This is a genomic window from Spirochaeta lutea, assembly GCF_000758165.1.
GTDB lineage: Bacteria > Spirochaetota > Spirochaetia > DSM-27196 > Salinispiraceae > Spirochaeta_D > Spirochaeta_D lutea.
Genome location: NZ_JNUP01000031.1, coordinates 53,082 through 80,045, shown reverse-complemented (window position 1 = coordinate 80,045; position 26,964 = coordinate 53,082). Strand labels below are relative to the sequence as shown.

The following is a 26,964-nucleotide window of genomic DNA, read 5'->3' as shown; positions in this document are numbered from 1 at the left end:
ACTGTCCGGATTCTAAGGTTTTCATCCAAAGTCCGGGCTTCTGAGTTCTCTTTTGGGCTATGAGAAAACGCGAGGCGATGGTTATGTCACGACAACAACAACAATATATTCACACAACTCATGAGAGTTTCATCTGCAGTCACTGTGGAAGAGCTGTAACACCCACAGCCAATGGAACGAGCAATCGAAATCACTGCCCGTATTGCCTATACAGCCGGCATATGGACATTCGCCCGGGGGACAGGCGGTCCGGTTGTAGGGGTTTGATGGAACCGATCGGTATTTGGGTCCAGCGAAACAAAGAATGGAGCATTATCCATCGTTGTACTGCCTGTGGATTCATTAGAACCAATAGAATCGCAGGGGACGATGATGAAAATACGTTACTGCGTCTAGCGGCACATCCCCTATCGGCCCTGCCGTTTCCTATGCGGCTCGGTCAGGAGAGTACGGTATGAAAGAGAATACAGAAAACCAGACAGATCAGTTTTCGGCTAATTCAGGTCTATCCCAATGGGGATGGAACGAGTCTTGGGCGGCTGCTTGGAGGCAGGGACCGGGTCCCGGCTTGGGCCTGGTTCCGTGCCGGGTTATTGGCCAAGACCGCCACCGCTACCGCCTAGCCGGCGCCGCAACTGCCGGTGATCAGAAAGACGGATCCGAGGGCTTCCATCCATCTTGGGAGGCCTATGGGAGGGTCAGCGGCGCCTTTGCGTACCGGGCAGCAGGTCCGGCAGATTTTCCTGTTCCCGGTGACTGGGTGGGAGTTGAGATTCCCGAGGCGGGGATTCCAGCGGATGCCGAGGCGGGAGAGGAACCGAGGCTGGTAATTCAGTACATTCTGCCAAGGCAGGGGGAGGTAAGCCGCAAGGTAGCGGGGGAAGTCATTCAGCAGCAGGTGATCTGTGCAAACCTGCAGAGCCTTATTCTGGTATTCTCCCTGGACGGCGGTAGGAACTTTGTTCCCGGATTTGTTGAACGTGCAGTGGCTACCGCCTGGGAATCCGGGGCAAAACCGGTCATTGTGCTCAATAAGGCCGACTGCGCGGATACTGAATATGCACAGCGATGCATTCTAGAGGCCGAGTCCGCTGCGCCGGGAGTCCCGGTCATCCTTACCTCTGCAAAAACCGGTTTGGGCATGGACACCTTACGGGAGGAGCTTGATTCGGCCCGGGGTGTATCCACCGTATCCATGCTCGGTAAAAGCGGGGTGGGGAAGTCCGCCCTAATAAATACATTAAGGGCAGCCGAGGGGGCATCCGGGCGGGACAGGTTGTTTCCGGCCAAGGAGGGTGGCCTGAGGGCGGATTTTCAAGGCCGCCATACTACCACGGGCAAACTGATGTACCGTGTAGGGCGAAATCTACTCTTGGATGTCCCGGGACTGCGGGAACTTCAGATTTGGGGTGGTTCGGATACGGTGGATGGAGGGTTTCCAGAGATTGAAGCACTATCGGAGTATTGCCGGTTTTCTGATTGTCGTCATCAGGGTGAGCCCGGCTGTGCAGTTCAAGGGGCCCTGGCCTCGGGTGAGCTGGAATATCAGCGCTTTCAGCGGTATCTGGATATGAAACGCGAGGTTGCCTATATTGAGCGACAGGTAGATCCGAAGGCTTTATCCGCCAATAAACGGTTTTGGAAACAGATTTCCAAGGAGATGCGGGGATTTCGCAAATCCGACCGTACCTAGACCATGGCCAGGCCCTTGAAAAAGACCGCAAGGAAATTACTAAATCGGTTTAAAAAACCGGTTTACAAAATCTGAAAACATGATACCATAAAAAAAGGCAGTCCCATCCTTCCACTTCAGTACGGGGGTACATGGGGGTTCGTGGAAGGATGGTCTGCCATACAAGTAAAAATTACTCGTTCCTGCATTGTATCACACATTTTCCCATTTATCTCAAGACTTCCGGAGGCTCATTGTGTATTTTCATAAGATTCCTACGCCCTATAACTTTTCTTTCAGTAAAAACGATGAATCAACTTTCATATTAGAGAAGTTGGGAGGGGATGTATTCCGTCTGTCGGTCACCAATCTACAACGATGGCCGAAGGGGAGTTACAGCCAGGCGGTATTAGAAGATCAGGCGTTCTCCCGGGAAGACTCCAGGGTTAAAGGAACCGTTACGGCTGACGGGCAGGTCCGGTTAACCCTCCAGGGAGAGGTGGTGTTGGAGGGATTGGCGGACCAGGCCTTCGGGGTGAACGGATCTCAGTGGATGGTTTGTTTTCCCCTCGATGGTGATGAGGGGTTTTTCGGAATGGGTGAGAAGCAGGGATTTGAACGTTCCGGGGTACGAACCCAATTCTGGAATACCGATGTTTTTGGCGACTTCTCCATGAAGGAGGTTGAGAGCGGCCAGACGGATCCCATGTACGTTTCTCTGCCGGTACTCATCCGGAGGAAGATAGTGGATGGGTGTATTCGGTATACGGGTTTGGTGGTGAATAATCCATGTGCGCCGTTTATGAATACCGGGGCTGAGGAGGGAATCTTCGCGTTTCAAAATATCCAGCCTGATCCCCTTTGGTACGTAGGAGCCCAGGACGGAGAGCCTGAGATCTATGTAATCGTGGATGAAACCATGGCCGGGGTAGTTTCTAAGATTCAGCGGCTTCAAGGATGTACTCCCCTGCCTCCCCTCTGGGCTCTGGGGCATCATCAATGCCGATGGGGTTATAAGTCCCAGGAGCAACTGGAGCAGGTAGCCCAGGGCTACATCCGTCATGGCATACCGAACGACGGGCTGTGGTTGGATATTGAATACATGCGGGGTTACCGGGTCTTTACCCTGGAGGAGCAGGGATTCCCGGGTGGTTCCGATGCCATCCAAGGGCTGTCCAACCAGGGGAATCGCATCATACCCATTTTAGATCCCGGAATAAAACGCGATGAGACATGGGACGTCTATCGGGATGGGGTTTCCCGGAATATATTTTGTAAAACCCAGGAGGATCTTGATTATGTCGGATTTGTTTGGCCGGGGATCACGGTTTTTCCGGATTTTTCCCTTCCTGAGGTCAGGCAATGGTGGGCAGACCAGGTGAAGAAATTTACCGGCCTGGGCTTCAGCGGGTACTGGATCGACATGAATGATCCTTCCACAGGCTCAAGTCCCTTGGAGGATATGCGGTTTAACCATGGGGCCGATAATCATATGACCTACCATAATCAGTATGCCCTAGGCATGGCCCAGGCAACCCGGGCCGGGCTTGAACTGGCTCATCCCGGTATGAGGCCCTTTGTCTTGAGTAGGAGTGCATTTTTATCCTCAAGCAGGTATTCTGCTGTTTGGACGGGGGATAATGTTTCCAACGATCATCATCTAGCTGGGACCATAGCTATTAGTCTTAGCCTGAGTGTATCCGGCATCCCCTTCAACGGACCCGATGTGCCGGGATTTGCTGGGGATGCTTCAGCGGAACTTATGAGGGCGTGGTATAAGGCCGGGTTTTTATTCCCCTTCTTCAGAAATCATAACGTCCTGTCTTCGGCGGATCAGGAGCCGTGGACCAGAGATTCTCTGACCCTTGAAGTGGTGGGGGAATATATAAAGAGTCGGTACCGACTTCTCCCCTATATCTACAGCCTTTTTGTTCATCATGAGAAAACAGGCGAGCCCATCATGAGACCCATGGTTTATCACGAAACCCCTGGAGATTCAGCAGAGTTTGATCTGACTACCCTGGATAATCAATATTATCTGGGGTTTTGGATATTCCATGCACCGATCCTGACATCCCGGGATACTGAACGCTCGGTGCGTATCCCGACTGGAGCCTGGTACTCAATCCTCTCGGGATCATGGATCTCAGGGCCCCGGCAGGTATCCGTTAAGACGACTGTTCATACAACCCCCCTGTTTTTTCGGGAAAATGCAGTTATTCCCCTCCGGTCCCCGGAGGAAGATGACAGAAGTCCCCGGATTGATCTCACTTCTATCACCCTGCTATTTGTACCCCGGGCCGGTAGGGAGGGGGATCCTCCCTCGGATAGGCCGGGGGAGAGCCTTGTGTACCATGCCGATGACGGTGAGAGCCAGGACTATCTGCAGGGGGATCATTCGGAATTTCAAGTAGGAGGATACATTCGGCCTGACGGGGTTCCTGCTCTTCGGATCTCCCGGATTTCTTCAGGTTTCGGCCCTGTCCGGGTGTTTCCGAAGCTTGTGGGGCACTGGTCTGTCCTGGAGGTTGTGGTTGATGGCATCTCCCATTCCTACTCGCTAACAAGGGGTGTGGTATCCTTGGCTGGGGTGGAGGTAGCAGTTAGCCATATCGGGAACGATCCAGTTGTGGTATAGTACTTGGGTGAAAATACGGATTGCTCTCAGTGTTATTCCTCTATTAGCCCTGCTTACCGTTTCGGGTTGCAGTGATTCGGGTCCGGAACCCCTAGTGGTGCAGGTCTATAGCCTCCGGGGTGGGGTATTTCCCCAGGCAGAGGAGGATGATTACCGGGGTGGATTGGGACTCATCGCCGGAGCGGTCGACACAGTCGCTGCAGAAAATCCCCGCCGGGAGCTCATGCTTTTGGGTACCTACAATATGCTCTACGGTACTCCCGAATCATATGTAACCGATGGACTTCCACTCGTTGATATTATGAACCTTATGGGGTTTGATGCCCTGATCGTCGGGGTCAGGGAATTCTATTTCGGTATGGAAATCCTTGAAAAACAGGCTAGACGGGCTAGCTTCCCCTTCCTGGGTGCGAATATTCGGGATACCTTCGGGGCGCGGATTCCATTTATCAAAGGATCTATTGTAAGTGAAGATGGGCGATTCGGTATTATCGGCCTTTCTCCCCCCCAGGTAACAACGCAGAATTTTCCAGAACACATCCAAGGGATACGTCTCATTGATCCCCTTGAGGCAGTCTTGGAGGAGATGGAGGTCCTGCGACTTGGGGGCGTTGAGAAGGTGATGGTTATCGCCGGGGGATTTGGGGTGTTCGATGGCGAAACTCTGCCTGGGATCCTGTTAGAAATAGCCGCTCTGCCGGATGTGGATATTATAGAGACCGGCGTCGATGGTGAAACCATATCTGGATTGTATCGAATCACCGAATGGGATTTTGACGATCCAGACTCCAATCCCGGTGACTCATCCGGGGATGGAGCGGTATCCCTAGCGGATAGCGTTGCTCTGGCAGAAACCGAGATCCTCGGTGTACATAATGAGGATATCATCGGCGGACAGCTAGTGACGGTATTTGATCCCTCTAGTTCCCAGTATTGGGAAATCCCCGTTTTAGAGAGTACCGTTCAGCCCTCGAAGCGCCTGGAACCTATTTTATCCCAGGTAAAGGCTCTGACTCAGGGTATTCTTGATACGCCCCTCACCAGGGCAGATCAGCCCATAGACCATTCATTTGAGGAAGAGAGCGCCTTGGGGAATCTATTTACCGATCTCCTTCGGCAGGAGTTCGAGCTTGATGCAGTGCTCATAAACGCAGGTGGAATGCGTCATGGGCTACCGGAAGGGGAAATCACCATGGCGGATGTGTACAGAGCCTATCCCTTCGGTGGAAATCTCGTTTTTATGGAATTGACGGGTGAGCAGATCTTGTCTCTCTTGAATTATAGTTTGGAGTTTATCGGGCATCCTGAAATGGGGAGGGGGTTCCTGATGGTCTCCGGAATTCGTTTTGCATACACGGTGGATGATCAGGGGTACGTTCTTTCCCCGGAGGCTGTAACGATTGCGGGGAGTCCATTGAGGTTAGATGGTGTGTATTCCCTAGCCGTGGAGAAATATATTTTTGATGGCGGTGATGGATACACGTTTTTCCAGGATTGGGAAATAAAGCCTTCGCGGATTGAACCCCGAACCACGGTTTCGATTCTCAGTGATGCCCTAAGCACGCAGGGGGAAGTCGAGGGAGTTACTGATGGGAGAATCCACCGTCAATAATCTGAGAAAGCGGAGCCTCGGATTGTGGCTGCTTGGATTATTTAGCGGCCTGTTATTGATCCCCCTGATTCTGTTTTTTATTGTCTACACCGGATTCTACACCAGAGAAATCCAGCGGACCCTTGATTCCCAGAAGCGGTACGGTGCCCAGGTTTTTATTGGGTATTTAGAAGATACCCAACTCTCCCTGATGGTTGCCCATCGAATCATTGAACGCGGTCTGCCGAAACAGTCTGCGTATGTACACGTTTCCTCGTGGATAGATCAACAAAATTTTTTGAGCGTAGATCAAATATTTGGCTTGAATTCAAATGGGCTCGTACTCTTTACAGTGCCGGCTGCAAAAGAACCGGTGATTCATACTGAAACGCTTACCATAGAGATGGCCGCCACGGGAAGCCGGCCGCGTGACGTGCTCCTTGAGGATGGCCAAAACCTTTGGATGCTCCGGTTGCTTCCGGAGATTAGCGGGGAGCTTTCACTTGTACTGGTAAAACGTGTTCCCTTGGAACATTGGCGGTTCATCCAGGATGCATTTTCCATTAACTATGTGGTATTCAACCGGGAAAAGGGTCGGGTTGTTCTGTCGAATCTCCCAGAGGTGTATGTACGTCGAGAAGAGTTGGCGCAAGTCGGCAGCCCGGCAACCTCCACCCAAGAGGTATTTTCGCTGGAAGCCTTCGGGGGTCCGGCCCTTTTGGTAAAAACTAGCCTTGCGGCGGAAGGGACGCCATGGGCAAATCGGCAAATTGAGGTTGTCGCCGTTCTCTTTTTCCTTTTTTACCTGGTAATGCTCGGGATTGTGTACTGGATGCTGCAGAGCAGATTGATAGGTCGGATCACTGCTCTGAGTTCCGCCGCCCAGGGATTCAATACAGTCTTGGAAACAGGGTCCTACAGTCCCCTGGAGCCGGGGATACATGATGAGGTAGGGCGGTTGGTAACGGTCTTCAATACCATGGCCCTTTCCCTAAGCGGGTATACCAAGAATTTGCAGGAGGTGGTTGCCGAGCGAACCTTGGAGCTTGAACAAGCTCAGCAGGCTCAGCGGATCTTTTTTGCAAGTATGAGCCATGAACTGCGGAATCCCCTACATACTATAATTGGGTTCTCGGATCTGCTTCAGGAGGATTCCCGGGGGATGCAACAGGAATATGTTCGGATTATTCATGAGCAGTCCCGCCAACTCGAGGCTCTGCTTGAACAAATAATGGACGTTGCTCGGCTTGAATCTGGGGTGGATAGGATTCGTCATGGGTGGTTTAACATCCGGGAGGTGTTACATCAGGTTTCTCTGGAGTGGACAACGACGATGGCCCTTCAGGATTGCGCGCTTGAACTGGAACTTACTTCTGAGGTGCCTGAGCAGGTGGGTGGCGATGAGGTCCGCTTAACCTTCTTGCTCATGAATATCTTACTAGCTCTCAGAGACAGTTTTCGGCTCCACCGGATGAGCCTTACGGTATATTGTGCCGAAGATCTTGGACAGTTCCGTGTATTGGTATTTGAGGCCGCAGGCAAGGCCTCCGTGCCGGGAGGCGGCGATCATGAACCACCGGAGCATATTCGTAAGGCCCAGGGTATGTCTTCCCCTGGCGATAAATCCTGGGGGGAGCCAATTCGCCTTGCCCTCGCCCGGCGGCTGGTGGAGATAAAGGGCGGTCGCTTACGGGTGGATACTTCCCAGAACGGTGTATGCATTACCTGTGCTGTTCCCCTCTTGGTGGAGGAGGATCCCGGCAGGGGAGTAGAACCAGAAACCCTTCGGAATTGCCTTGTGCTTTGCCCTGCTCCCCAGGATTTTGATGTGGTTACCCGCTGCCTTGATACATTCCACCTAGCTGTAGAGAATTTTGTCGACGGGACTGATTTTCTTGCCAATCTGAAGTTTAACTACGAGCTTGACCCGAGTATTGTTGTAGTCATCGGACAGTGCAGGAAGGTATCTCACCAACAGCTCCTATTTGCAATACGAAAACGGTTTGGTTTAGATATACCAATTATCCTCGTGCCCGATGAAGAAAACAGTCTTCGGACAGAAGACGATCCGAAGATCACAGTAATCTCACGGGAATACATGGAGGATGAGTTAGAAGCTGCATTGGCTCGGAGTCTTGGTCCATGATACCATACCGGCATGGGTAATCGTCACTTCCTCAGCGGCGCACGGGATAGCCTGTTTGCTGAAACAACCAAGAATAATCACCCTAGGGAGAAATCCTCACCACGGGGTTTGTATGGCTTGGGGCCATTGTGGATTAGTTTAGCTGTATTCTTTCTTTCGGGTTGTGTTAGTGCAGATTATGGGGTCGCTATTAAACCCCTGGAATCTCCAGAAACCCCAGAGGATCTCCAGGGATTTGTTGTACGGCGCATCAGCAGGTTCTCATCCGGGCCTGAAGAGAACGGTGTGGCGCCCCATACCCTTGCTCGATCCTACTGGACTTCACGAATACTCCTTGACTTCGGGCTTACCTCGGCCTTAGCGGAAGAAGAGCAGGTGGAGCTTTCCCGCAGCTTATTTGAGTTTGTACCCGCCATGGCACAACAGGAGGGGTTGTACCAGATTCTGGAGTTTCCGGATTTTTTTCAGTCCGGTGAACCGCTGATTTTTCAGAATCAGGTCTACTCCATGGATTACCGGGGAATTGTGCGTCGGGTAGTATACCTGGTAAGTAATGCGGGGGTGAGTTCCGGGGGAATAAACCGCGGTAGGTCTGTGATCTCCGGGGACGCACAGTATTTTCAGAGACTGGTTATCACACCCCAAGGCGGTCTTGTGGATTTGTCAGATTGGCTGCGCGCCCAGGATCAATCCGCAGAAGCAGGTACCGCCCCGATGGTGGAGAACCCTCAACCTGAACCCCAGAAACCAGAAACCGAGGAAACAAGCCCTAGACCGTCACTATCACCTGAGGCTACTACAGCCTTTTTTCAAGATGCTCTGTTGTCGCTGCGGGTGAACCTGCTCGGATCCGGCAATACCATAGAATCCGTTATCAAGAGTGAAGCACTCCTGGCTGAGGTGGCCATAGACAGGACACCCGAACCCATTGCTCAGGAGCTTGCCCTGTGGGCGGGGGTAACCCGCCTTGCCCGGCAGCTTCTTGAATCCCAGCCTCTTGAGGAGGACGGTGAGGATAGCCGAGGCGCTGAACTCCTGGGCTCTGATGCAGCCCAAACCCCACCGGACCTCTCGGAGCAGTACGGCGACGGGTTTTTAACCAGCCATGACGGGGATTTCTTAGGGTTGCTCGGACGGTTATCTCTTGTGCCGCCTGGAAAGGAATAATCACCCATGGCTGAATCGTCGGAACAGCAACATAAGCCCGGAGGCTCCGAAGATCCCCCGAACCAACCATCCTCACCCCTGGAATCCCAGGACCATAGTGATCGTCCCATTCCTCCCCTCCAGCTTTTCGGTCTTTTTTTTAAGATTGGGGCCCTGACCTTTGGAGGCGGGGTCGCCATGTTGGGGGTCATGCATCATGAACTGGTGGTTTCCCGAGGCATACTCTCCGATGAGGAGTTTACCGACTATGTGAGCCTCTCCACCTCGGTGCCGGGGGCAATCGCCGTTAATATGGGATATATGCTGGGCCTTCGATTCGCCGGCGTGCTGGGGGTGGTGCTATCGGTTCTTGGGGTCGTTCTTCCCTCGGTGTTGATTATACTGTTTATCCTCCTGGTCCTGGGTGGACAACTGGAGAATCCCTGGATAACTCGTTTTTTCACCGGAGCGTCTGGGGCAGTGGCAGCTCAAATCGCCTACTCGACCCTGCTTTTTGGAAAATCTGTTTGGCGCGACGTCATTTCCATGGCGGTGGCGGTCCTTTGTTTTGCTCTTGTTTTGGTAACCAGCCTTCATCCCCTTCTCATCGTTCTCATTGCCCTGGTCCTTCGATTTATTCTGCCGCACCGTGGCGACGGCAGGTATCGCTCAGGGAGGGCCGGATGAGTCTCTGGGAACTCCTGACCTCGTTCTTTCTCATTGGAATCGGTTCCTACGGCGGGGGAATGGTTATCGTCGGTCTTATATTTCATGAGATCGTTGAGAACCACGCTTGGCTCACCGCCCAGGAGATGACCAACGCCATAACCCTGAGCCAGCTCACCCCGGGGCCGATAGCCATTAATACGGCAACCTATACCGGCTTCTCCGGGTTCGGAATCCCTGGGGCCTTTTTAACGACCCTGTCGGTCGTTCTGCCTTCGGTACTGCTGTTGACTCTGCTTGTGCTGCTGCGGAATATCCTCAAACGGCGGATGCCCGCAACTCCGAAACGTAGCTGGCTGCTTCCCCGATTCATGCAGTCCCTGCGTCCTGGCATCCTTGCTCTTCTGATTCATGCAACCTGGAGCTTCGGCCGTTCAGCCGTCGTCAGCCTGCCGGTTCTGGTTATCTTCGTTGTATCCTTAACCCTTTTGCTCAGCGTCAAGAAGCTGCATCCCCTTATCGTTATGCTCGCTGCCGGGGTAATTGGTCTGTTTGTCTTTTAAATCTCAATTCGTACACCAGGGCACTGTCGCCCTGGTTTTTGGTCCACGTGCCGCCGAGCTGGGATGCCAGACTCTGAATCAGGGTCTCGCTGAGACGGTTTTCCGGATGGTTGGAGAACAGCTCTTCCTCTTGGGTCTGTAAGAATACTGCTATCCAAATGTACCCGGCCTGTTCCTGGTTTTCTATGGTGATTCGAATGTCACCCGGGTTGCTAATATGTCTACGAACCGCGCTGGCAATAAACTCATTTACCATCAAGCCGATAGGCAGGGCCTCGGTGATGTGGGGCTCATAATCATCAATAGCCAGTTCCACCGGAGATCCCAGGGTATTTCCCAGGGCATAGTGGGAAGCGATTGAAGCGCTCAACTCCTCTAAATACGGTTTGAGCTTGACCGAGGCGAGAGAACGAACCTGGTACATCTGTTCATGTATAAGGGAAATCGACTCCATTCGGAGGTACATTTCTCCCAAGGCCTTAGAGGTTTCCGGTGACTCCCGGTACTGATCCTGTTGCAGATTAATCAGGCTCAACATGAGCTGTAGATTGTTTTTCACGCGGTGGTGCAGCTCCCTGCTGAGAGCCTTCGTTTCTTCGTTGTGTCGGCGTTGAATTCCAAGTTCGTTATGTATCAGAACATACAACAACCCTGCCGTGGTAAGAACATACAGCCAGCCCTTGATGGTCTGGGCCTGAAGAAACAGTTCGGGATCTTGAAATAACACTTGGGTAATGCGATCAGAGAAGAGAATCCAAAGGGAACCAAGGGCCGCATAGATGCCTACTACCCGGATTGCTGAACGGATGCTCTGTTTTCTATGGTCCATACTCCCCAGTATAACCCTTCGGGGCCGGAAATCTACCCGGTATTTTCCGGATGGTCCCCGGCGTGGGAGCAGCGTGCTTCCTCCCTTCGCCGTCATCCGGGATAGAAAAAAAAGACCGGAGCCGATTGCAGAATTCATTTGCAATCGGCCCCGGTCTCAGGTTCTTTGTCCCGGAGGCGATTCGAACGCCTGACCTGCTGCTTAGGAGGCAGCTGCTCTATCCAGCTGAGCTACCGGAACATAGGACTACAGTATGCATAAAAAGCGGATTTGTGGCAATCCGGGGCACCCGGAGCACTCCCTGTCCAGAGTGGGCCTCCTTTCGGTAAAAAGCTGTTAACTGTTGCAGATCCTGAGCCGATTATACGGATATACCTAGACTATCTAGGGTACAAAAAAGCCTCCGGACGAACCGGAGGCGAATGAAAGGGAGCATCGGTGGAAGGTAAGGTTAAGCCGAGCTCCCTCTTTAGTTTAGGATGCCCACCCGCTAAATGCAAACAACTTCCTCAGTAAGTCTGATTTCATCCCCGGCCTTCCCTCAGTATTGCTTGTGTAGTGCGAAAAGGTTGTAAACGACACCAGATATAGTGGAGCAATCAGTACGTCCACCCATGGGTGGTGTTGCCGGGATGCAATGTTACAACCTTTTGCGCACTATCTACTGTTTGCCTCGTCTCGAAACAACCTCTCCCTATGCAGTGTACGGAGCATCGTCCCAGGCACCGCTTCCGGACGAATTGGTTAATCCGGCCTATGGTTTATTCAAACCTCGATTTTGAATGAACATCTAAAGTTTTTTTCTTTTTTTTCTGAATTTCTCGATCCTAGCCTTTACATGAATGAAAGTCCTCGCTATATTTCCTACAAGATTGTATGAAAAAAGAACCTAAGCTACATGAAAGGAGTAAAACATGGCAGCTTCTGCATTATTAGACAGAATCAAAAACGAGGGAATCGAATATGTGGATCTTCAGTTTGGAGACATGTTCGGTATGTTGCAGCACACGACCTTTGTCGCCTCAGAATTGGACGAGGATCAACTGGAAAACGGTATCCCCTTTGACGGTTCATCTATTCGGGCATGGAAGAGCATAGAAAAGTCAGACATGATCTTTAAGCCCGACCTTTCTTCGGCCTTTGTGGATCCCTTTCGGGAGCAAAAAACCTTGGTTATCTTCGGAGATATTTATGAGCCGCGTACTGGGGAACGCTACGAGCGGGCTCCCAGAAATATTGCCCACAAAGCCCTGGAATACCTAAAAAGCCTCGGTATTGGGGACGAGATATTCTTCGGCCCCGAACCTGAGTTCTTCATCTTCGATGGCGTTCGATACTACATTGAACCTCGGGGATCCTATTTTGAGGTGGATTCCCAGGAAGGACCCTGGACCACCGGGGAGGACGGGGTGAACCTCGGTCATAAAATCCGCCACAAGATGGGGTATTTCCCTGCTACTCCCCAGGACACCCAGATGGACCTGCGGAGTGAGATTGTCACGAATATGCGGAACATGGGGATGACCGTATATCTCCATCACCATGAGGTTGCCACCAGCCAGGGAGAGATTGGTATTAAGTTCGGGAACATTATAACCGCTGGCGATTTGGTGCATAAGTATAAGTATGCCGTGAAGAATACCGCCTATAAGCATGGGAAGACTGCTACATTTATGCCCAAGCCGATGTTCGGTGATAATGGTTCGGGTATGCATGCCCACGCATCCATCTGGAAGGACGGAAAGAATACCTTCGCGGGTGACGGATACGCCAACCTAAGTCAGACTGCACTCTACGCCATTGGCGGATTGCTGAAGCACGGCCGGGCAATTCAGGCGTTTACCAATCCCACGGGCAACAGCTACCGGCGGTTGGTACCCGGCTATGAGGCACCGGTTAAGTTGGCTTACAGCGCAACAAACCGATCCGCGGCCATTCGAATCCCCTATGTAACCAGCGATAAGGCCAGACGATTTGAATTCCGTTGCGGCGATGCCTCAGGGTCTCCGTACCTGAACTTTGCTGCCATGACCATGGCAATGATTGACGGTATTAAAAACAAGATCGATCCGGGTGCAGCTCTGGATAAAAACATCTACGATCTGCCCCCCGAAGAGGCTCAGTCCATCCCCTCTACCTGCGCAACCCAGGAGGAGGCCATCCGCGAAATGTTGGCCGATAAGGATTGGCTTACCGCAGGCGATGTCTTTGATGAAGAGTTCATCCAAGCGTATGCAGAATTCCGCCTAAAGAGCGAGGTTGAGCCCATGAAGCTTCAGCCCACACCCTTGGAGTATGATCTGTATTACGATTGCTAATCAGTCCGAATAGCGGTACCTAGGTACAAACCACAGCCCCCCGGTCCCTGGATCGCACCGGACCGGTGGGCGTAACACCCCCCGCCGAACCAGTAGGAGCGCACTGGTTCGGCTTTCTTTTGCCAGGTGCTTCCCTGTCTGCTGGTGATCATCCCACAGACGGGAGCTTGCAGGTCGTTCCGGGGCAAAGTACACTACCCCCATGAATCCACCAAGCAGCCATGAGCCCGGTAAAAAACAATCCGCTAAAAAACCGGGAAGCGCACGAACGACCATTCTCGAAACAGCCTTCGACCTATTTTCCCAACGCGGATACTCCGGGGTAGGCATTCAGGAGGTCTGTACTGCCTCGGGGATTACCAAGCCGACCCTGTACTACCATTTCACGAACAAGGAGGGGTTGTTAGCGGCCGTGCAATCCTTGGTCAGTGAACCCCTGCTTCAGGAGCTTGAGGGGGTCGCCAGGGCTACCGGTGATGTCGTTATGGATATTCGACGAGTGATCGGGTTTTACCGCAGCTACTATCAAGGGCACCCCCGGGAATACCGGTGGTTCTGGGGCAGCATCATGGCCCCCTCGGAAAGCCTGCAGCGTCAAAGCATTGAAGCCTTTCGAAAACGCCATGAAACCCTGCTGGTGAGCTTTTTTACCCGGCTCTCGGAGTTCCACGGAAACATCCGGGGCAAGGAACTTAATCTTGCCCTGGCCCTGCCGGGGATTATGAATGGGTACCTATTCTCCGGACATGATATGCCGGATTCCTGGGTGTATCAGATGGCCCAGCATTTTTTATACGGTATCTTCTCCTAACCTTGACAGTTATATACCGATCGGTATATAAAAAGCCAGGAGGAGTTAATGGAAATCAAGACCCGTCACACACCGTCCTGGACAGCCCAGGCCATCATCTATCACATCTATCCCCTCGGCGCCCTGGGAGCGGAGCATCATAATCCGGGGCCCATGGAACCGAAGCCGAGGATTCGGGATCTGGTACAATGGATACCCCACCTCAAGGAACTGGGGGTCAATACCCTCCTTCTGGGACCCATCTGGAACTCCGAGAGCCATGGGTACGATACCATCGACCTACGAACCCTGGATCCACGATTGGGAACCAACGAGGATCTTGCCTGGACCCTATCCCAACTAAAATCCGCGGGATTTAGAATTCTACTGGATGCTGTATTTAACCACGTGGGCCGCCGGTTCTTCGGCTTCCTGGATGTCCAGCACCATAGGGAGCAGTCTCCATATCGGCACTGGTTCTCCGGGTTATCCTTCGACCCCTCTAGTCCCATGGGTGATGGTATTGTATACGATACCTGGGATGGCCATTGGAGTTTGGTCAAATTGAGGGTGGAACACCCCGAGGTTCAAGCCTACATTGTCGATTCTCTCCGGCATTGGATCACCGAGTATGATATTGATGGAATTCGCCTGGACGCGGCGGATGTCATTGACCCCCAACTCTGGCCCGTTCTCCGGGCTGTGGCCGGTAGGGTGAAACCCGAATTCTGGCTCTTCGGAGAACAGGTTTTCGGAGACTACCGCACCATCGCCGGAGATGACCGGCTTCACGGGGTTACGAATTATGAGTGTTACAAAGGATTTTGGTCCAGCGTGAACGACAGGAACATGTACGAGATCGCCTACGCTCTCCGGCGCCAGTTTGAGGAACCCGGGCTCTACACCCATCTGGCCATGGTGAATTTCCTGGATAACCATGATGTGCCCCGGATTGCCAGTAAACTTACCCAGGCCCACGGGGTGTTTCCCCTGTACCTGCTTCTCTCAGCCATTCCCGGTATTCCGGCCATCTATTACGGCAGTGAGAGCGCAGTTCCGGGGGTGAAGGCTTCGGATGATTGGCCTCTGCGTCCGGCTCTAAGCGTCCAGGAGATTAAGACCCGGGGCGGCCATCCGGAGCTGGTTGAAACCCTGGGGCGGCTGATGGCTCTCCGGAAGCAGACCCCCGAGCTCCTATACGGTGACTATACCCAGGTGCAGGTGGATTCGGAATACCTTATCTTCCGGCGCAGGTATGAGGATAGCCAGGTATTGGTGGGAATATCTATTGCGGATCATGACAGGGTGATTTCCATGCCCGAATTAGCCGGATCTGCCTGGGAGTCCCTTCTGGACCCCGATCTACCCATAACCCGGGTCGATGGGGGAATCCCAGAGATAACCCTGCCAGCAAACTGGGGGTTCATCATCCGGGTTCATGGAGCTTGAGACCCCGGGGCAGCACCCATAATTCTGGGCGACCCCGGGCCCCAGGGGAATTATCCAGGGACATTACTGCCCTCCCCTGGGGGAGGGGGGCGCAACCCGTCGCTGTACTAGGTGCTACCGTACAGGTCTTGTTCCCCCAAGCAGGTGCCCTAGAGAAAGCTGAAGCCGATCAAGGCCCGGGGCGAGAGGATGAATTCCTCATCCTCCGGGGATAGATCCCGGTTGGTGAAAATATCCGGATTGGTGTACCCCTGGATGTAGCCGTCCACGTCCAAGCCTACAAACCCCTTGAGACTCCCCAGGCTGATGCCTGCCCGAAGGCGGGCATTCGGGAAGGTATTAGAACCCGGGCCGGTAAAGATGCCTGCCAAGCGTTCTCCAGCCGTGGCTCCGGTACCGAGGCGTTTCAGCCCTAATTCAGCATCGATGAAGAAGAGGCTGCCCAGGCTTGCCCGGTATCCTACCGAAGCACTCACCGTCAGGCCCTCAAGCTCGGCAATCCCCGGTTCGGTCTGGACGCCTGCGGCGAAACTCGTATAAAAGTTCCGGCTCCCGTTTAAGAAACCAACCCATCCCTCCTCCTCGCCGGTGAACCAGAAGGCAATGTCATGAATTCCGTTCTTTATCCAGCTGAATAGTCCAATGGGCAGTCCGTACATATCATGGGCAATATTCACTACCCCGATCTGTGAACCGTAGACCGTGCCTTGGGCGACATTGACGGGGGAAATCTGAGCCCCGCGTACATCTCCCCGGGAAACTGCAGTAATACCCGCAATCTGCACGCCCTTAACGTCCTCGGCCCGGGTAAAAATCCCCCCGATCTGGCTGCCGTTCACCTGGTCCGCCGTGGCGAATATTCCACCGATCTGGAGGCCATTGATGGTCTTGCCCTGGGCGAAGATGCCTCCCACCTGGAGACCGTAGAGGGTTCCGGTGAAGCCGGCGATTCCCCCTACCTGCAGCCCTGCCACCTGGGATGCATCAGCCAAGAGCGGGCTGATTGAGAAGCTTGTCACTACCGGATCATGCAGCCCGAAAAGGGAGAATCCCGGCCAAATGCTGGGGTAGACCGGCAGATACACCGGTTCACCCGGTACCGAGGGAAGGCTCGGGTCCAGAGAGCGTTGAACCTCTCCGCGCACCCGGGCGTACTCCAGGGGCCCCGTACGGAAATCCTCCCGGAGCAGCATGGTGGGGCCGGACATCCCAACCCGGGTGGAGGTGCTCAACAGTCCATCGGGGTTCGTAACGGAAATGGTGTATATTCCCGGAGCAAGTCCGATGGTAACCGGTCTGCCCGGAGCCTTCGCCACCTCGGCGATCAGGCGGTGTTCGGCTGTTCGAATGTATACCCGGCCTTCCAGGTCCCGGGGCAGGGTCAGGGCGGAACTAGCTGCAGTCAAATCACTTAAAACCAGATCGCCGCTGCCGTTGAGTTGAATATCGTAACTAGGATGCTGGGGCCCGGCATAGGTGCTCTGGGTCTGGTTCAAGGTCTCCGAGAAGGCATATTCATATGCCTCGTTGAGGGTTACCCGGCCGTCATTGGAATGATCAGCCGCTCCGCGCAACCCGGTAACCATAAAATGGGTAAAGAAACTGGCACCGATCCGGTCGGATTCCTGGGCCGCCTCGGTTTCCGAAGCGCTGGTGAGATAGGCATGACCGGACATATCGGCGGAATCATCCACCAAAAACGGCGCAATACGAACCCCGCCCTTGGTCCGGGTAAAGGCTCCGGAGGCGCAGGAATCAAGGATCGCGATGGATACATCGGCCTGGGCCTGGCCTATGAGATTCCGCAGTTGCCGGTACTCCAGGTGCTCACTTCCCAGCATCAAGCCCTGCTCATCCGAGTGACCGGAGTAATACACCAGGAGCTCCACCCGTCTGGAACTGGACTTGGCCTCCTGTAAAAGCGAACTTAACTCTCGAAACCGCTGGGTAACCATTGCCAGCCCGGGATCCTCCAGGAGCAGGGTATCCCGGGGATGGATACCCCCGTATTCCGAGAGAACCGATTGCATACTCTTGGCGTCAGACACGGCCCATCGCAGGGTTTCCCGCTGAGGCCCGCCATCATTGGCGCCGATAAAAATCCCGAAGCGGCGGACCGGTGAAAGATCGCTCTGGCCGCCGAGATAGAGGGTAGGAACAAAAAGCAAAAAGAGGAATACGACCCCCGGTTTTACGTGTTTCATGGTTACTCCTTCCTCAGGGTGATCATCTCAACCTGGTAATCTTCCCCCAATTCAAGCTCCCCGGTGATCAACCAGGACTGGGTGGCAGCCTGCCGCTTCACTCGATCTAAGAGCCCGGCAAGGTCAAAGCCTTCGGCTGCAGTAATAAGGTAAAACCGCTCCAGGTCCGGGGCGTCATCGATTTGGTACGCGTAGGGTAATAGGACCTCGCCGCTGGGGGTCAGTTCCGGGGTGGCGTTGTAATGCTCAGGGTGGTGAAGGGTCACCACCTGCCGGCCGTCGATGGAAATGATCGCCCCGAACCGCCTTCCTGCGGCATTATAACTGATCTGCAGGGTGTCGAAGGCCGAGACGAGGCTTCGATCCTCTAATTCACGGACCCCCTGGGGGGTGGTTTCGTCGGGATGGAAAATGTGCAGACTCGGTTCAAGGCCCTTGGACCGGATCCCCTGGTCAGTAGGTGCGCCCGGGTTGGTAAACAGTGCAGATAGAGGACCTGCGGCCAGTAGAACTACCAGGACTGCAGCAGCAGCGACGCCGCCCATGATTGGAAAGGGGAGAATAGTGGTTTTTCGAGGTGATTCAGATGCCCGAGCTTCAATCTGCTCGATCATGGTCTTAGGGGGGTGGGTTTCGAAAAACTGCTGATCTTCTGCCCGCCTTCGCCGGACCTCCTGATCAAACCCCGGAATTTTTCTGAGTTCGGCCAGCCTCTCAGGATCCAGCTCGCCCAAGACCGCCTGTTCCACGGTGAGGTCCGAGACTCTGCTTCCATCTGAATAATAAAGTTTCCGAGAGCTCATTCTTACACCTCCTTCAGGGCCAGGCCCCGTTCCCGTAGTTTTCTCAGGCGCTTGCGTATCCCGGACATGGACATTCCTACTAAATGAGCGGTTTCTTCCAGGGTGTAGCCCTCTACATAGTGATACCAGGCGATGGTTTTTGTGGTCTCATCCTCCCGGGTGAAAATACGGTCAAGAAAGTGCCGGGTCAGCACCAGTTCGTCCGCGTTATCCTGGGACTGGATCTCAAAATCTTCTCTGGTTTGCTCAATGCGCTTTTGCTGGTTTTGGCGGCGGTGTAATTCGTTAATACTCAAATTGGTTGCCATGGTGTACAGCAAGCTTGAGGGACCACGGGAATCTAAGGTCTTTTGTTTTCGTAACAGCACGACAAAAACCTCCTGCATGATATCAAGGGCAGCATCCTCATCCTTGAGAATGGAAAGACACCGCCGGAAGACCATGGCTCCGTAGGTTCGGTAAAGGTCATCAATATTAATCTGCACCGGAACGCTCCTCACCCGTCTTTCATAACAGTACAACAAAGTACGGGCTGACAATTGTTTCTTTATTTTACTACGCTCTGAGGTTCATTCAAAACGCCGCTTTGCATGAACCGTGCGCCGAATACACCGGGGTTCCCCGAAACCAGGCCCAGGGGGAGAGTAGGGGGAGTGCCGCCCACGGGGAGGTCTGCATCGTATTACCCGCTCTACCGATGGTACGGTCATGCAGTGCCGACGGCATCCTTACTCCTTCATGACCAAGTATCTCCAAAGAGCAGCAGGCTACCAAGGTAGCACATTATTATGCCATCTTCAGATTCCCCAGGACAAGGTTTCCCGTATTTGAGTTGTACTTACCCATTGTATGTAACTTCCCGATACTAGGTGGTATGAATAAACGATCACCTCAGGAAGTATTTACCCTGCTCTCCCTCGAACGGCTCATTCCCTTAGCGAGTATTGAGAACAGCCTGATGGCCATAACCCTCGCAGACCGCGCCAGGAGTGCTGGATTCAAGGTTCTGGAATTCACCTTCCGGGTCGCCGGTGCAGCCGAGGTTATACGGGCTGTCAAGGAAGTCCATCCCGAGCTCCTGATATGTGCAGGAACGGTATTGCATATCGAGGATGCCCGGGCTGCCCTGGATGCAGGTGCAGAGCTGGTAGTGAGTCCGGGTTTCAATGCTGACCTTGTGCGGTTTTGTCTGGATCAGGGAGCCGCTGTGCTGCCTGGGGTGGCGACGCCCACCGAGGTGGAGTACGGTATCCGTATGGGGTTAACCCGGTTGAAGCTGTTCCCTGCTGGAGTACTTGGCGGTCCCTCCATGCTCCAGGCCCTTTCCGGCCCCTATCCCGGCGTACGCTTTGTGCCCACCGGTGGAATTGGACCGGGTAATCTCCTGGAGTATCTGTCCCTCCCCAATGTTCTGGCATGCGCCGGTTCTTGGATGGTGCCGAAATCCCTGGTGGCATCACAGGATTGGGACGGTATTTCTCGTCATTTAAGAGAGGCAATCCTGCTGGTCCGATAGGGATGCGTTGCGGCCCGGGGATGCTTCAGGTTAGCCTGAGCTATCCTTGGAAAGAAAGGCTGCATAGCGTTGGCGGACCCCCTGCATGGTGTGTTCTAAGGATTTGTAGAACTCCTGGGAGTCGACCTGGGGGGCGATACACCGGGCAAGCTTGATTCGTTCGAAACTGCTTTCCGGGAGGCTATGGCGCTGACGGTCCTCTGCAACCTGCAGGTAGTGTTCAATCCTTCGGAAGAGGGTGTACTCCTGGCGCAGGGCATTAAAATCCCCCTGGGAAAGAAACCCCGCCTGCAAAAGCAGGATCAGACCCTTCAGGGTATTCCCCGTGAGGATTTCGGGAACCCGGTGGCAGGAGGTAAGCTGCATTCCCTGGACCAAGAATTCGATATCCCGGATACCACCAATGCCGTTTTTAATATCAATTTGACCGGGCCGGTGTTTGGTATGCTCGGTCACACCCTTTTCTCGCATGGTGGCAATGGAGGCTTTGATTTCCTGAACCGACCAGCGGCTCATATAGTCGGGGCGGATCTTGTCCAGGGCGATTTCGCCGATGCTCAGATTGCCGGCGATGGGTTTCATTTTTATCAGGGCTTGGTGCTCCCAGAGGTCACCCTGATGGCGGTAGTAGTCAATGAAACTGGGCAGGGTGGAAACGATAGGTCCACTGGCTCCATGGGGCCGCAGACGGAGATCAACCCGGTATGCCTGGCCTTCCTGGGTAAAATCAGTCAGGTCTTGGACGAGGGTCCTGAATACCTTGGTGTAGCCTTGCTCCTCTTCCTCGGTCCTCCGGTCCGCCTGGGGCTCGTAGATTCCCACTAAATCGATATCGGAGCTGTAGTTCAACTCCCAGCCCCCGAGTTTTCCGTAGGCACAGACAACGAAGCGGGAGGGCTCAGGCCCCTGTGGCAGGGACAGGCGTTTCCATACCTGCTCCAGGCTGACTTCGCAGCAGGCCCGGGCCAGGAAGCTGATTTCTCCCATAATTTCCTCGATTTTTACCCCCAGGCCGATGTCACGAAGTCCGATGCGCAAGATTTCCCGTTTCCGGAACCGGCGCAGGCGGTTCAGCCAGTCAGTTCGGTTCTCCGCCTCTGCGGCCTCCATGCGCAGGTCTTCTTCCATGCGGATTTGATCCCGGGCTTTCACAACCACCCTAGGATCGGTAATCCACCGGAAAAATCCCGGGTTTTGGATGAGTGTATCCGAGAGAAACTGGCTGGAAGCGAAGAGCCGCATGAGCAGTTCAAGGCGTTTTGGCTGGCTGAGAAGCTGGTTGTAGTGAACCTCGGGGTGTTCAAGCCGCCGGACAAACTGCTCCCAGTTGTTCAGGGCCATGTCGGGATCGGTGGAGGTTTTAATCTGGTCCCATGCCAGGACAATCACCTGGGCAAAGGTATCCCGCTGGGATCCGGATCCGGCCAGGCTTTGCAGGTTTACAAGACCGCGTTGGATGTTCTGAATTCCACCCTCCTGTAAAACCCGGGCAATCAAATCCTCGGAAAGGCTATCGGATAGTACCAGATCCACCACTGAGCCGGAGGTTTCCCCGGGGATCGCCTCCCGTCCTAGATGACGTTCCACAAAACTTCGCACCCGGGCTGAGTGGGTTTCGAAGTCGATGCGCAGCTGTTCCGATTCGGTCTGCTCCTCCTTGCGCTGGTAGCCTATCCGTCTGGCAAGATAGCGGTATTCCATGTTGTTCTCTTCCGGCAAGAACAGATCCCGTGCATTACCCCGGAGCATCCGTAGCCCGTTAATCAATTTGCGGAAGAATTGATAGGCAAGGGTCATGGCCTGGGCTTCCTCAGGTTCGATGGTTCCCAGCTGGGAGAGCTGTCGCAGGGCTTCATGGATACCGGGAACCCGGAGCCCCTCGTGTTGCCTTCCGTGGATGACCTGGAGAATCTGCACATTGTATTCCAGATCCACCAGGGTCCCGGGTGAGAATTTTGTATTGATTTGGTCGGCGACATCCTTGGTCCTGATCTGACGTTTACGCAGGGACCGAAGCTCTGCAATATCAATGGAATCTTCCTGGTAAATAATCTGATTCCGAATTCGGGTCACCTGATCGCCCAAGGTTTTGGAGCCTCCGATGTACCGTAGCCGGACCAGGGCGAGGCGTTCGGCGCTATGGGCCTGGCCGGATTTGGAGAAGTAGTCGATAAAACTCTGGAGTTTTACTGCGACCGGTCCATCAATGCCGTGGGGTCGGAGCCGGAGGTCAACCTTAAAGATACCCTCTCGGCGGGCCGTGATTTTTGCTGCAGCGCTGCGAAAGAACTTCTCAAAGAAATCCCGGTTTGCAATCTTTTCGGGACCGTCGGTGCTGCCGTTGTCGGCGAATAAAAAAAGCAGCTCAATATCCGAGGCGTATCCCAGGGCGCTGCCGCCCAGTTTTCCCAATCCAAATACCGCCCATTCGGCTTCCACCCCTGCGGCAGTGCGGGGCAGCCCGTGACGGGGAACCACCTCCTGCCAGGCTATGTGCAAGGCCGCCTTGACCACCGCCTCTGCCAGAGCCGTCAGGCGCCGGCTTAGAAAAAAGAAGTCCAGGTTTTTTACCAGAATATGGTCCAGGTCCACCAGGAAGCTTTCGCGGTTCTTAAACTCATTCAGGGCCTTCGTCTGGGCTGCTATTTTCTGTTGAAGCCTCGCCAAGGGATCCATGGCTGCAACCGCGCCGCGGCCGTTCAACGAGGCTTTTTCCGCGGCCTGGAGGTGGCTCGCCAGGGCTGCCTCGACGTCCTCGGGAGGGGTGGAGAGAAGATGATCTTCGTCGATATTCTTTATCATCGGGAGGATGTTTTCATGCTGTACCCGGATAAAGTCCTCCCACAGGAAATCCGATGTCCCCAGGAGGGCGGCCAGTTCCTGCTGGAACTGGGGGCTGGCGAGAAACCGCCGGATATCCTCCTCGTCTCTCACCTCTCCGATATCCTGGATAAGGCTGTCAAAACGCTCCAACGCCATGAGGGGATTCGGTGCCCGGTCTATGAAATAGGTGAACTGCTTCGAAAGAAGAATCGAGAGCTTTATCCGGTTTAGGATGAGGGGGTTTGTTATGGGATTGCCATGGGAATCCACCAGATCAAGAATATCCAGAACTCGCTCGTCCTCGGTCTGAATGTCTATGGCTTCTATGGAAACCTCATGAAGGGCCAAGGCCGAACTGATGCTAAAGAGAAAAAACGGCGTGTCGGTGCTTGAAATGCTAAAGCGGGTTACTCCGGGGGCGTTCTCTTCGGTGATGGTCATTGGAGCCAGTATTTTCCCCGGTTGAATTTCGGTGCGCGAGAGCGCTGCTGCAACCTCTTCAATAACCAGACGTTTCACCAGGGCTCTCCCCGATGTATGGGGTCCCGAAGATTCCGGTCCTTGGGCACCCTGGGTGGCCGGACTGTATTTGCTCTGTTGAACAGCGGGTTGTTCAGGGTTCTGATAGTAGGGAAGGATTCTGCCCAAGGTTCCCTTGAGCTCATCAACCCAAAGCGCCGGATCCTGATCCGCTGCCAGGGTTCCCGAAAAGGTATCAATGATTAACCGCTGGCCTGATACAGCCCGGGTAGTTACTACATGGCCTAGGGTGATTTCAAAGCCACTGGCACTAAGAAGGCCCGAGAGGGTAGAAAAGAGCCCGGGATAGTCCCGAGCAATGACCGTAATCTCGATCCTCGGGTCGTTCTGCATATCCTCGAACAGGTAGAACCCAGGCGATCCGGTATCCGGCCCTTGGCTTCGGGAAAGGGCAACTAACCCGGGAATGATCCTGGAGAGTTTTTGCACCGAGAGGGTGTCCAGTTTTTGTTCTGGTACGGCGGAAATAATCTGGGAAATCCAATCCCGGGAAATCGTCTTGTCTAGGACGCCTGCAAGTGCTTCGATGTAATCATGGGGCTTCATAACCCCAGTATAAAGGTAATTCAACCTATTCCAAAGCGGTATTCGAGATAATCCGGGAGCCGAACAGCATCATCCATGTCGGGATGACCTCCGGGTTGAATGGAGTACCCCAGAAGCCGGGATGACCTAGGTTACCCTGACCCCGGGTATGAGTCCGGTTCCCGTCAGCCCTGCTGATCCTGGGTACAAAGGGTATGGAAGGGCACGGATACAGTCCCCGTGGGGCAGACCCGGTATTTTTTTACAAAGCCAGCAGGCCGGTATGTCATCTTAGCCTGGCGCAATCCCGGATCCCCGAGATCCTGTTCTCGATTAATAAAATGAATATCCTGGGGTAGCACGGCCGCAAAGGCTTGATTGATAAACTGGTAGATGCCCTTGTAGGAACCGATTGCCTTTTCGATGTGGATAACGTAGGTGCTGCCCAGGGCTATCTCTTCACCCATACAATACGCTGCAGGGCGGCCGTCCACATAGATGATGTATCCCGTCAGTCCAAGGGTTTCATGGAGATCAAGGGCCTCCTTGGCGGAGGAGTAATCCCCCGGGTCATCCCGTTCCGCCCGCCAGTCCTCTAAAATTTGGTAGGCATCCTCAATGTTTTCTGGGGATAAACACTGTTCTTCGTATTCGTAATTATTCAAGAATGCATTCACCTGGTTTCGTTTCTTATGGTATTTCTTACCCTTGAGGGTTGCCAGATCCTCCCGATGGTATAGATAGTCGAAGTTATCCCGGTCCTCGCAGACCTCGTATCCATGCTGTTCCAGCCAAACACGCTGGTCATCCGCATGGGGTTCACTGAGTCCCTTCACATAATCAACCTCTTCGAGGAGTTGTTTGGCCAGACCCCGGTCCTTCGGGAAGCCCATGGGCAGGGCATAGAAGACCTTGCCGTCCTTCGTTCCCTTGAGGATCAGGGTTTCCGCATCGAGATAGGCGATTTCATACTGGTATGTGTTGCGGAATAAATAGATTCCGGCGAAGGTAAATTCCGAGATTCCCTCTGAAAGTCGATTAAACTTCGGCTGTAGTTCGGTTTGCAGCTCCAGGGAAACAGGTGTAAATTCTGGGTACGTTGAAATTGACATGATCCTAATATACGAAAAAATCCCTCAAAGACAAGTGAGCCCATTACAAAAGCCCATTGTAAACGGCATAGCCACATACGCTGATAGCAGGCGGCGGGTATCCCCATCAGTCAGGCAGACCCTGATCAGTGTTGGGCATTGTGTATCCCTGTCCGGGGACGTATAATCCAACCATGAGTTCAATTCCATCAACCCAACTGCTAACCAACTCGGATTACCGGGATTGGTTCGAATCCCAGACCCTCAGACGTTTTCTACGCTATGTTCAGATTTTCACAACCTCGGATCCTCACAGTGATACCCATCCCACCAGTGACAATCAATGGCAGCTGGCCCGAATTCTTATTCAGGAACTAGAGGAGTTGGGAATCACAGACGTCACCCTCACTGATTTCTGTTACGTCATCGCCCGGATTCCCCCTAGTCCCGGTTACGAAACAGCAACCCCCATCGGATTCCTCGCCCACCTTGATACCGCCCCTGATTTTTCCGGACAGAATGTAAAGCCCAAGGTTTGGGAGTCCTATGACGGTACGCCCTTAGAGCTTTCTCCCGGTTGGATACTCGACCCCCGGGATAACCCCGCTCTCCTGGACTACCGCAATGAAACCTTGATTACCAGCGACGGCACAACCCTCCTCGGTGCTGATGATAAGGCGGGCATTGCGGAAATCATGGCTGCCCTGGCATTTCTAACCGAACACCCCGAATTCTCTCACGGGCCCTTGGAGATACTATTTACACCCGATGAGGAGGTCGGAAAGGGTGTAGCAAAACTCCCCGTGAAATCCCTGAAAAGTACCTTCGCCTACACCCTGGACGGCAGCGCCGAAGGTACCTACAACGCCCAGTGTTTCACCGGCTACACCATCGGCGTTACCTTCACGGGCCGCATGATCCACCCGGGAGATGCCCGGGGGATCATGGCAAATGCAGTAACCATGGCAGGGGCCTTTATCGCCGGATTGCCTCGCTCGGAAAGCCCGGAAGCCACCGACGGTGAATACGGGTTCTATTGTCCCCAGGAGATGTCCGGCTCCATGGAGCAGGCGTTTTTCCGATTGTTTATCCGGGATTTCCGCCGGGAAGAGATTGACCGCCGTCTGGAGTATCTCAAATTACTGGCTAAAACCGTTGAAGCTGGGTTCCCCGGGGGCAAGGTGGAGCTTTCCATCGACAAACAATACCTAAATATAAAAGAGTACATTGAACCTCATCCCGAGGTCATCGCCAACCTAGTCAAGGCGATTGAAGCCACGGGTATTCCGGCTGTTCCAGAGCTTATTCGAGGAGGAACCGACGGCGCCCGGCTGTCCGAACTGGGTATTCCGACCCCCAACATTTTCGCCGGGGGGCATAATTTTCATAGCCGGTTTGAGTGGATAGGTCTGCGCGCCATGGTCCGGGCCGCCCAGGTCGTGGTCAATCTGAGCTGTATTTGGGCTGCGGGCGGAGAAATCGCCGGCGGAGAACCCGAAGACTGAGAACCCGAAGACTGAGAACCCGAAGACTGAGAACCTGAAGATTGAGAACCTGAAGACTGAGAACCTGAAGACTGAGAAATCGCGGGCGGAGAACGGTAAACCGTCCCCAGGCAGCCTGCCCTGGGACGCCGGGCATTGGCTACATTTAC

Annotated in this window: 19 protein-coding genes and 1 tRNA gene; 13 read left to right on the top strand and 7 right to left on the bottom strand. The window is 53.8% G+C overall.

The window, feature by feature from the left end; translation table 11 throughout:
- The first annotated feature begins 59 nt into the window (after positions 1–59).
- The 8 genes from DC28_RS16150 to DC28_RS04285 all read left to right on the top strand — a co-directional run bounded on the left by DC28_RS16150 (position 60) and on the right by DC28_RS04285 (position 10,422).
- Positions 60–458 (top strand): RNHCP domain-containing protein, encoded by a 399-nt coding sequence (locus DC28_RS16150; RefSeq protein WP_342585329.1) that lies wholly within the window; start codon positions 60–62, stop codon positions 456–458.
- Complete coding sequence (rsgA, locus tag DC28_RS04315) at positions 455–1,693, top strand: ribosome small subunit-dependent GTPase A (RefSeq protein WP_052078447.1); 1,239 nt, start codon at positions 455–457, stop codon at positions 1,691–1,693. The genes DC28_RS16150 and rsgA overlap by 4 nt, the downstream gene beginning before the upstream one ends.
- Before the next feature lie 235 nt (positions 1,694–1,928).
- A complete protein-coding gene (locus DC28_RS04310) occupies positions 1,929–4,310 on the top strand; it encodes a glycoside hydrolase family 31 protein (RefSeq protein WP_037546286.1) in 2,382 nt (793 codons plus the stop codon).
- A 7-nt stretch (positions 4,311–4,317) separates the two neighbouring features.
- The gene (locus DC28_RS04305) at positions 4,318–5,922 is read left to right on the top strand and encodes a bifunctional metallophosphatase/5'-nucleotidase (RefSeq protein WP_037546284.1); all 1,605 of its coding nucleotides are present in this window, start codon (positions 4,318–4,320) and stop codon (positions 5,920–5,922) included.
- Positions 5,900–8,047 carry a sensor histidine kinase gene (locus DC28_RS04300; RefSeq protein WP_037546283.1) on the top strand — a complete coding sequence of 716 codons (2,148 nt, stop codon included), beginning with the start codon at positions 5,900–5,902 and terminating at the stop codon, positions 8,045–8,047. Before DC28_RS04305 ends, DC28_RS04300 begins: the two co-directional genes overlap by 23 nt.
- Before the next feature lie 12 nt (positions 8,048–8,059).
- A complete protein-coding gene (locus tag DC28_RS04295) occupies positions 8,060–9,214 on the top strand; it encodes a hypothetical protein (protein WP_037546281.1) in 1,155 nt (384 codons plus the stop codon).
- Between the two features lie 6 nt (positions 9,215–9,220).
- A complete protein-coding gene (locus DC28_RS04290) occupies positions 9,221–9,880 on the top strand; it encodes a chromate transporter (RefSeq protein WP_052078446.1) in 660 nt (219 codons plus the stop codon).
- Positions 9,877–10,422 carry a chromate transporter gene (locus DC28_RS04285; RefSeq protein WP_037546278.1) on the top strand — a complete coding sequence of 182 codons (546 nt, stop codon included), beginning with the start codon at positions 9,877–9,879 and terminating at the stop codon, positions 10,420–10,422. The genes DC28_RS04290 and DC28_RS04285 overlap by 4 nt, the downstream gene beginning before the upstream one ends.
- On the opposite strand, the gene DC28_RS04280 is transcribed toward DC28_RS04285, so the two are convergent.
- Both DC28_RS04280 and DC28_RS04275 read right to left on the bottom strand, forming a co-directional pair.
- Positions 10,382–11,251, bottom strand: a complete 870-nt coding sequence (locus DC28_RS04280; protein ID WP_162180185.1) for a sensor histidine kinase — start codon at positions 11,249–11,251, stop codon at positions 10,382–10,384. The two genes, DC28_RS04285 and DC28_RS04280, sit on opposite strands and share 41 nt — an antisense overlap.
- Before the next feature lie 166 nt (positions 11,252–11,417).
- Positions 11,418–11,491: transfer RNA gene (locus DC28_RS04275), tRNA-Arg, on the bottom strand.
- Positions 11,492–12,165: 674 nt separating this feature from the next.
- Here DC28_RS04275 and glnA point away from each other — a divergent pair.
- The 3 genes from glnA to DC28_RS04255 all read left to right on the top strand — a co-directional run bounded on the left by glnA (position 12,166) and on the right by DC28_RS04255 (position 15,808).
- Positions 12,166–13,569 carry a type I glutamate--ammonia ligase gene (gene glnA / locus DC28_RS04270; protein WP_037546274.1) on the top strand — a complete coding sequence of 468 codons (1,404 nt, stop codon included), beginning with the start codon at positions 12,166–12,168 and terminating at the stop codon, positions 13,567–13,569.
- A 202-nt stretch (positions 13,570–13,771) separates the two neighbouring features.
- Complete coding sequence (locus DC28_RS15250) at positions 13,772–14,380, top strand: TetR/AcrR family transcriptional regulator (RefSeq protein ID WP_052078445.1); 609 nt, start codon at positions 13,772–13,774, stop codon at positions 14,378–14,380.
- Between the two features lie 48 nt (positions 14,381–14,428).
- Positions 14,429–15,808 (top strand): alpha-amylase family glycosyl hydrolase, encoded by a 1,380-nt coding sequence (locus DC28_RS04255; protein ID WP_037546271.1) that lies wholly within the window; start codon positions 14,429–14,431, stop codon positions 15,806–15,808.
- Positions 15,809–15,957: 149 nt separating this feature from the next.
- Here the strand turns inward: DC28_RS04255 and DC28_RS04250 are convergent, their stop codons facing one another.
- The 3 genes from DC28_RS04250 to DC28_RS04240 are packed head-to-tail and all read right to left on the bottom strand — an operon-like array spanning position 15,958 to position 19,300.
- Positions 15,958–18,012, bottom strand: a complete 2,055-nt coding sequence (locus DC28_RS04250) for a caspase family protein (RefSeq protein WP_052078444.1) — start codon at positions 18,010–18,012, stop codon at positions 15,958–15,960.
- 2 nt (positions 18,013–18,014) lie between these two features.
- Positions 18,015–18,815: a hypothetical protein gene (locus DC28_RS15245; RefSeq protein ID WP_052078443.1), complete on the bottom strand. Its 801-nt coding sequence runs from the start codon at positions 18,813–18,815 to the stop codon at positions 18,015–18,017.
- A gap of 2 nt (positions 18,816–18,817) precedes the next feature.
- Positions 18,818–19,300 carry an RNA polymerase sigma factor gene (locus DC28_RS04240; protein WP_037546269.1) on the bottom strand — a complete coding sequence of 161 codons (483 nt, stop codon included), beginning with the start codon at positions 19,298–19,300 and terminating at the stop codon, positions 18,818–18,820.
- Positions 19,301–19,689: 389 nt separating this feature from the next.
- Here DC28_RS04240 and eda point away from each other — a divergent pair, with 389 nt between their 5' ends.
- Positions 19,690–20,331 (top strand): bifunctional 4-hydroxy-2-oxoglutarate aldolase/2-dehydro-3-deoxy-phosphogluconate aldolase, encoded by a 642-nt coding sequence (gene eda / locus DC28_RS04235; protein ID WP_037546268.1) that lies wholly within the window; start codon positions 19,690–19,692, stop codon positions 20,329–20,331.
- 30 nt (positions 20,332–20,361) lie between these two features.
- On the opposite strand, the gene DC28_RS04230 is transcribed toward eda, so the two are convergent.
- Positions 20,362–24,240, bottom strand: a complete 3,879-nt coding sequence (locus tag DC28_RS04230; RefSeq protein WP_052078442.1) for a [protein-PII] uridylyltransferase family protein — start codon at positions 24,238–24,240, stop codon at positions 20,362–20,364.
- A gap of 164 nt (positions 24,241–24,404) precedes the next feature.
- Positions 24,405–25,331 (bottom strand): DUF2156 domain-containing protein, encoded by a 927-nt coding sequence (locus DC28_RS04225; protein WP_052078441.1) that lies wholly within the window; start codon positions 25,329–25,331, stop codon positions 24,405–24,407.
- Between the two features lie 173 nt (positions 25,332–25,504).
- Here DC28_RS04225 and pepT point away from each other — a divergent pair, with 173 nt between their 5' ends.
- Positions 25,505–26,815, top strand: coding sequence for a peptidase T (gene pepT / locus DC28_RS04220; protein WP_081941919.1), 1,311 nt, complete (start codon positions 25,505–25,507; stop codon positions 26,813–26,815).
- Positions 26,816–26,964 lie beyond the last annotated feature (149 nt).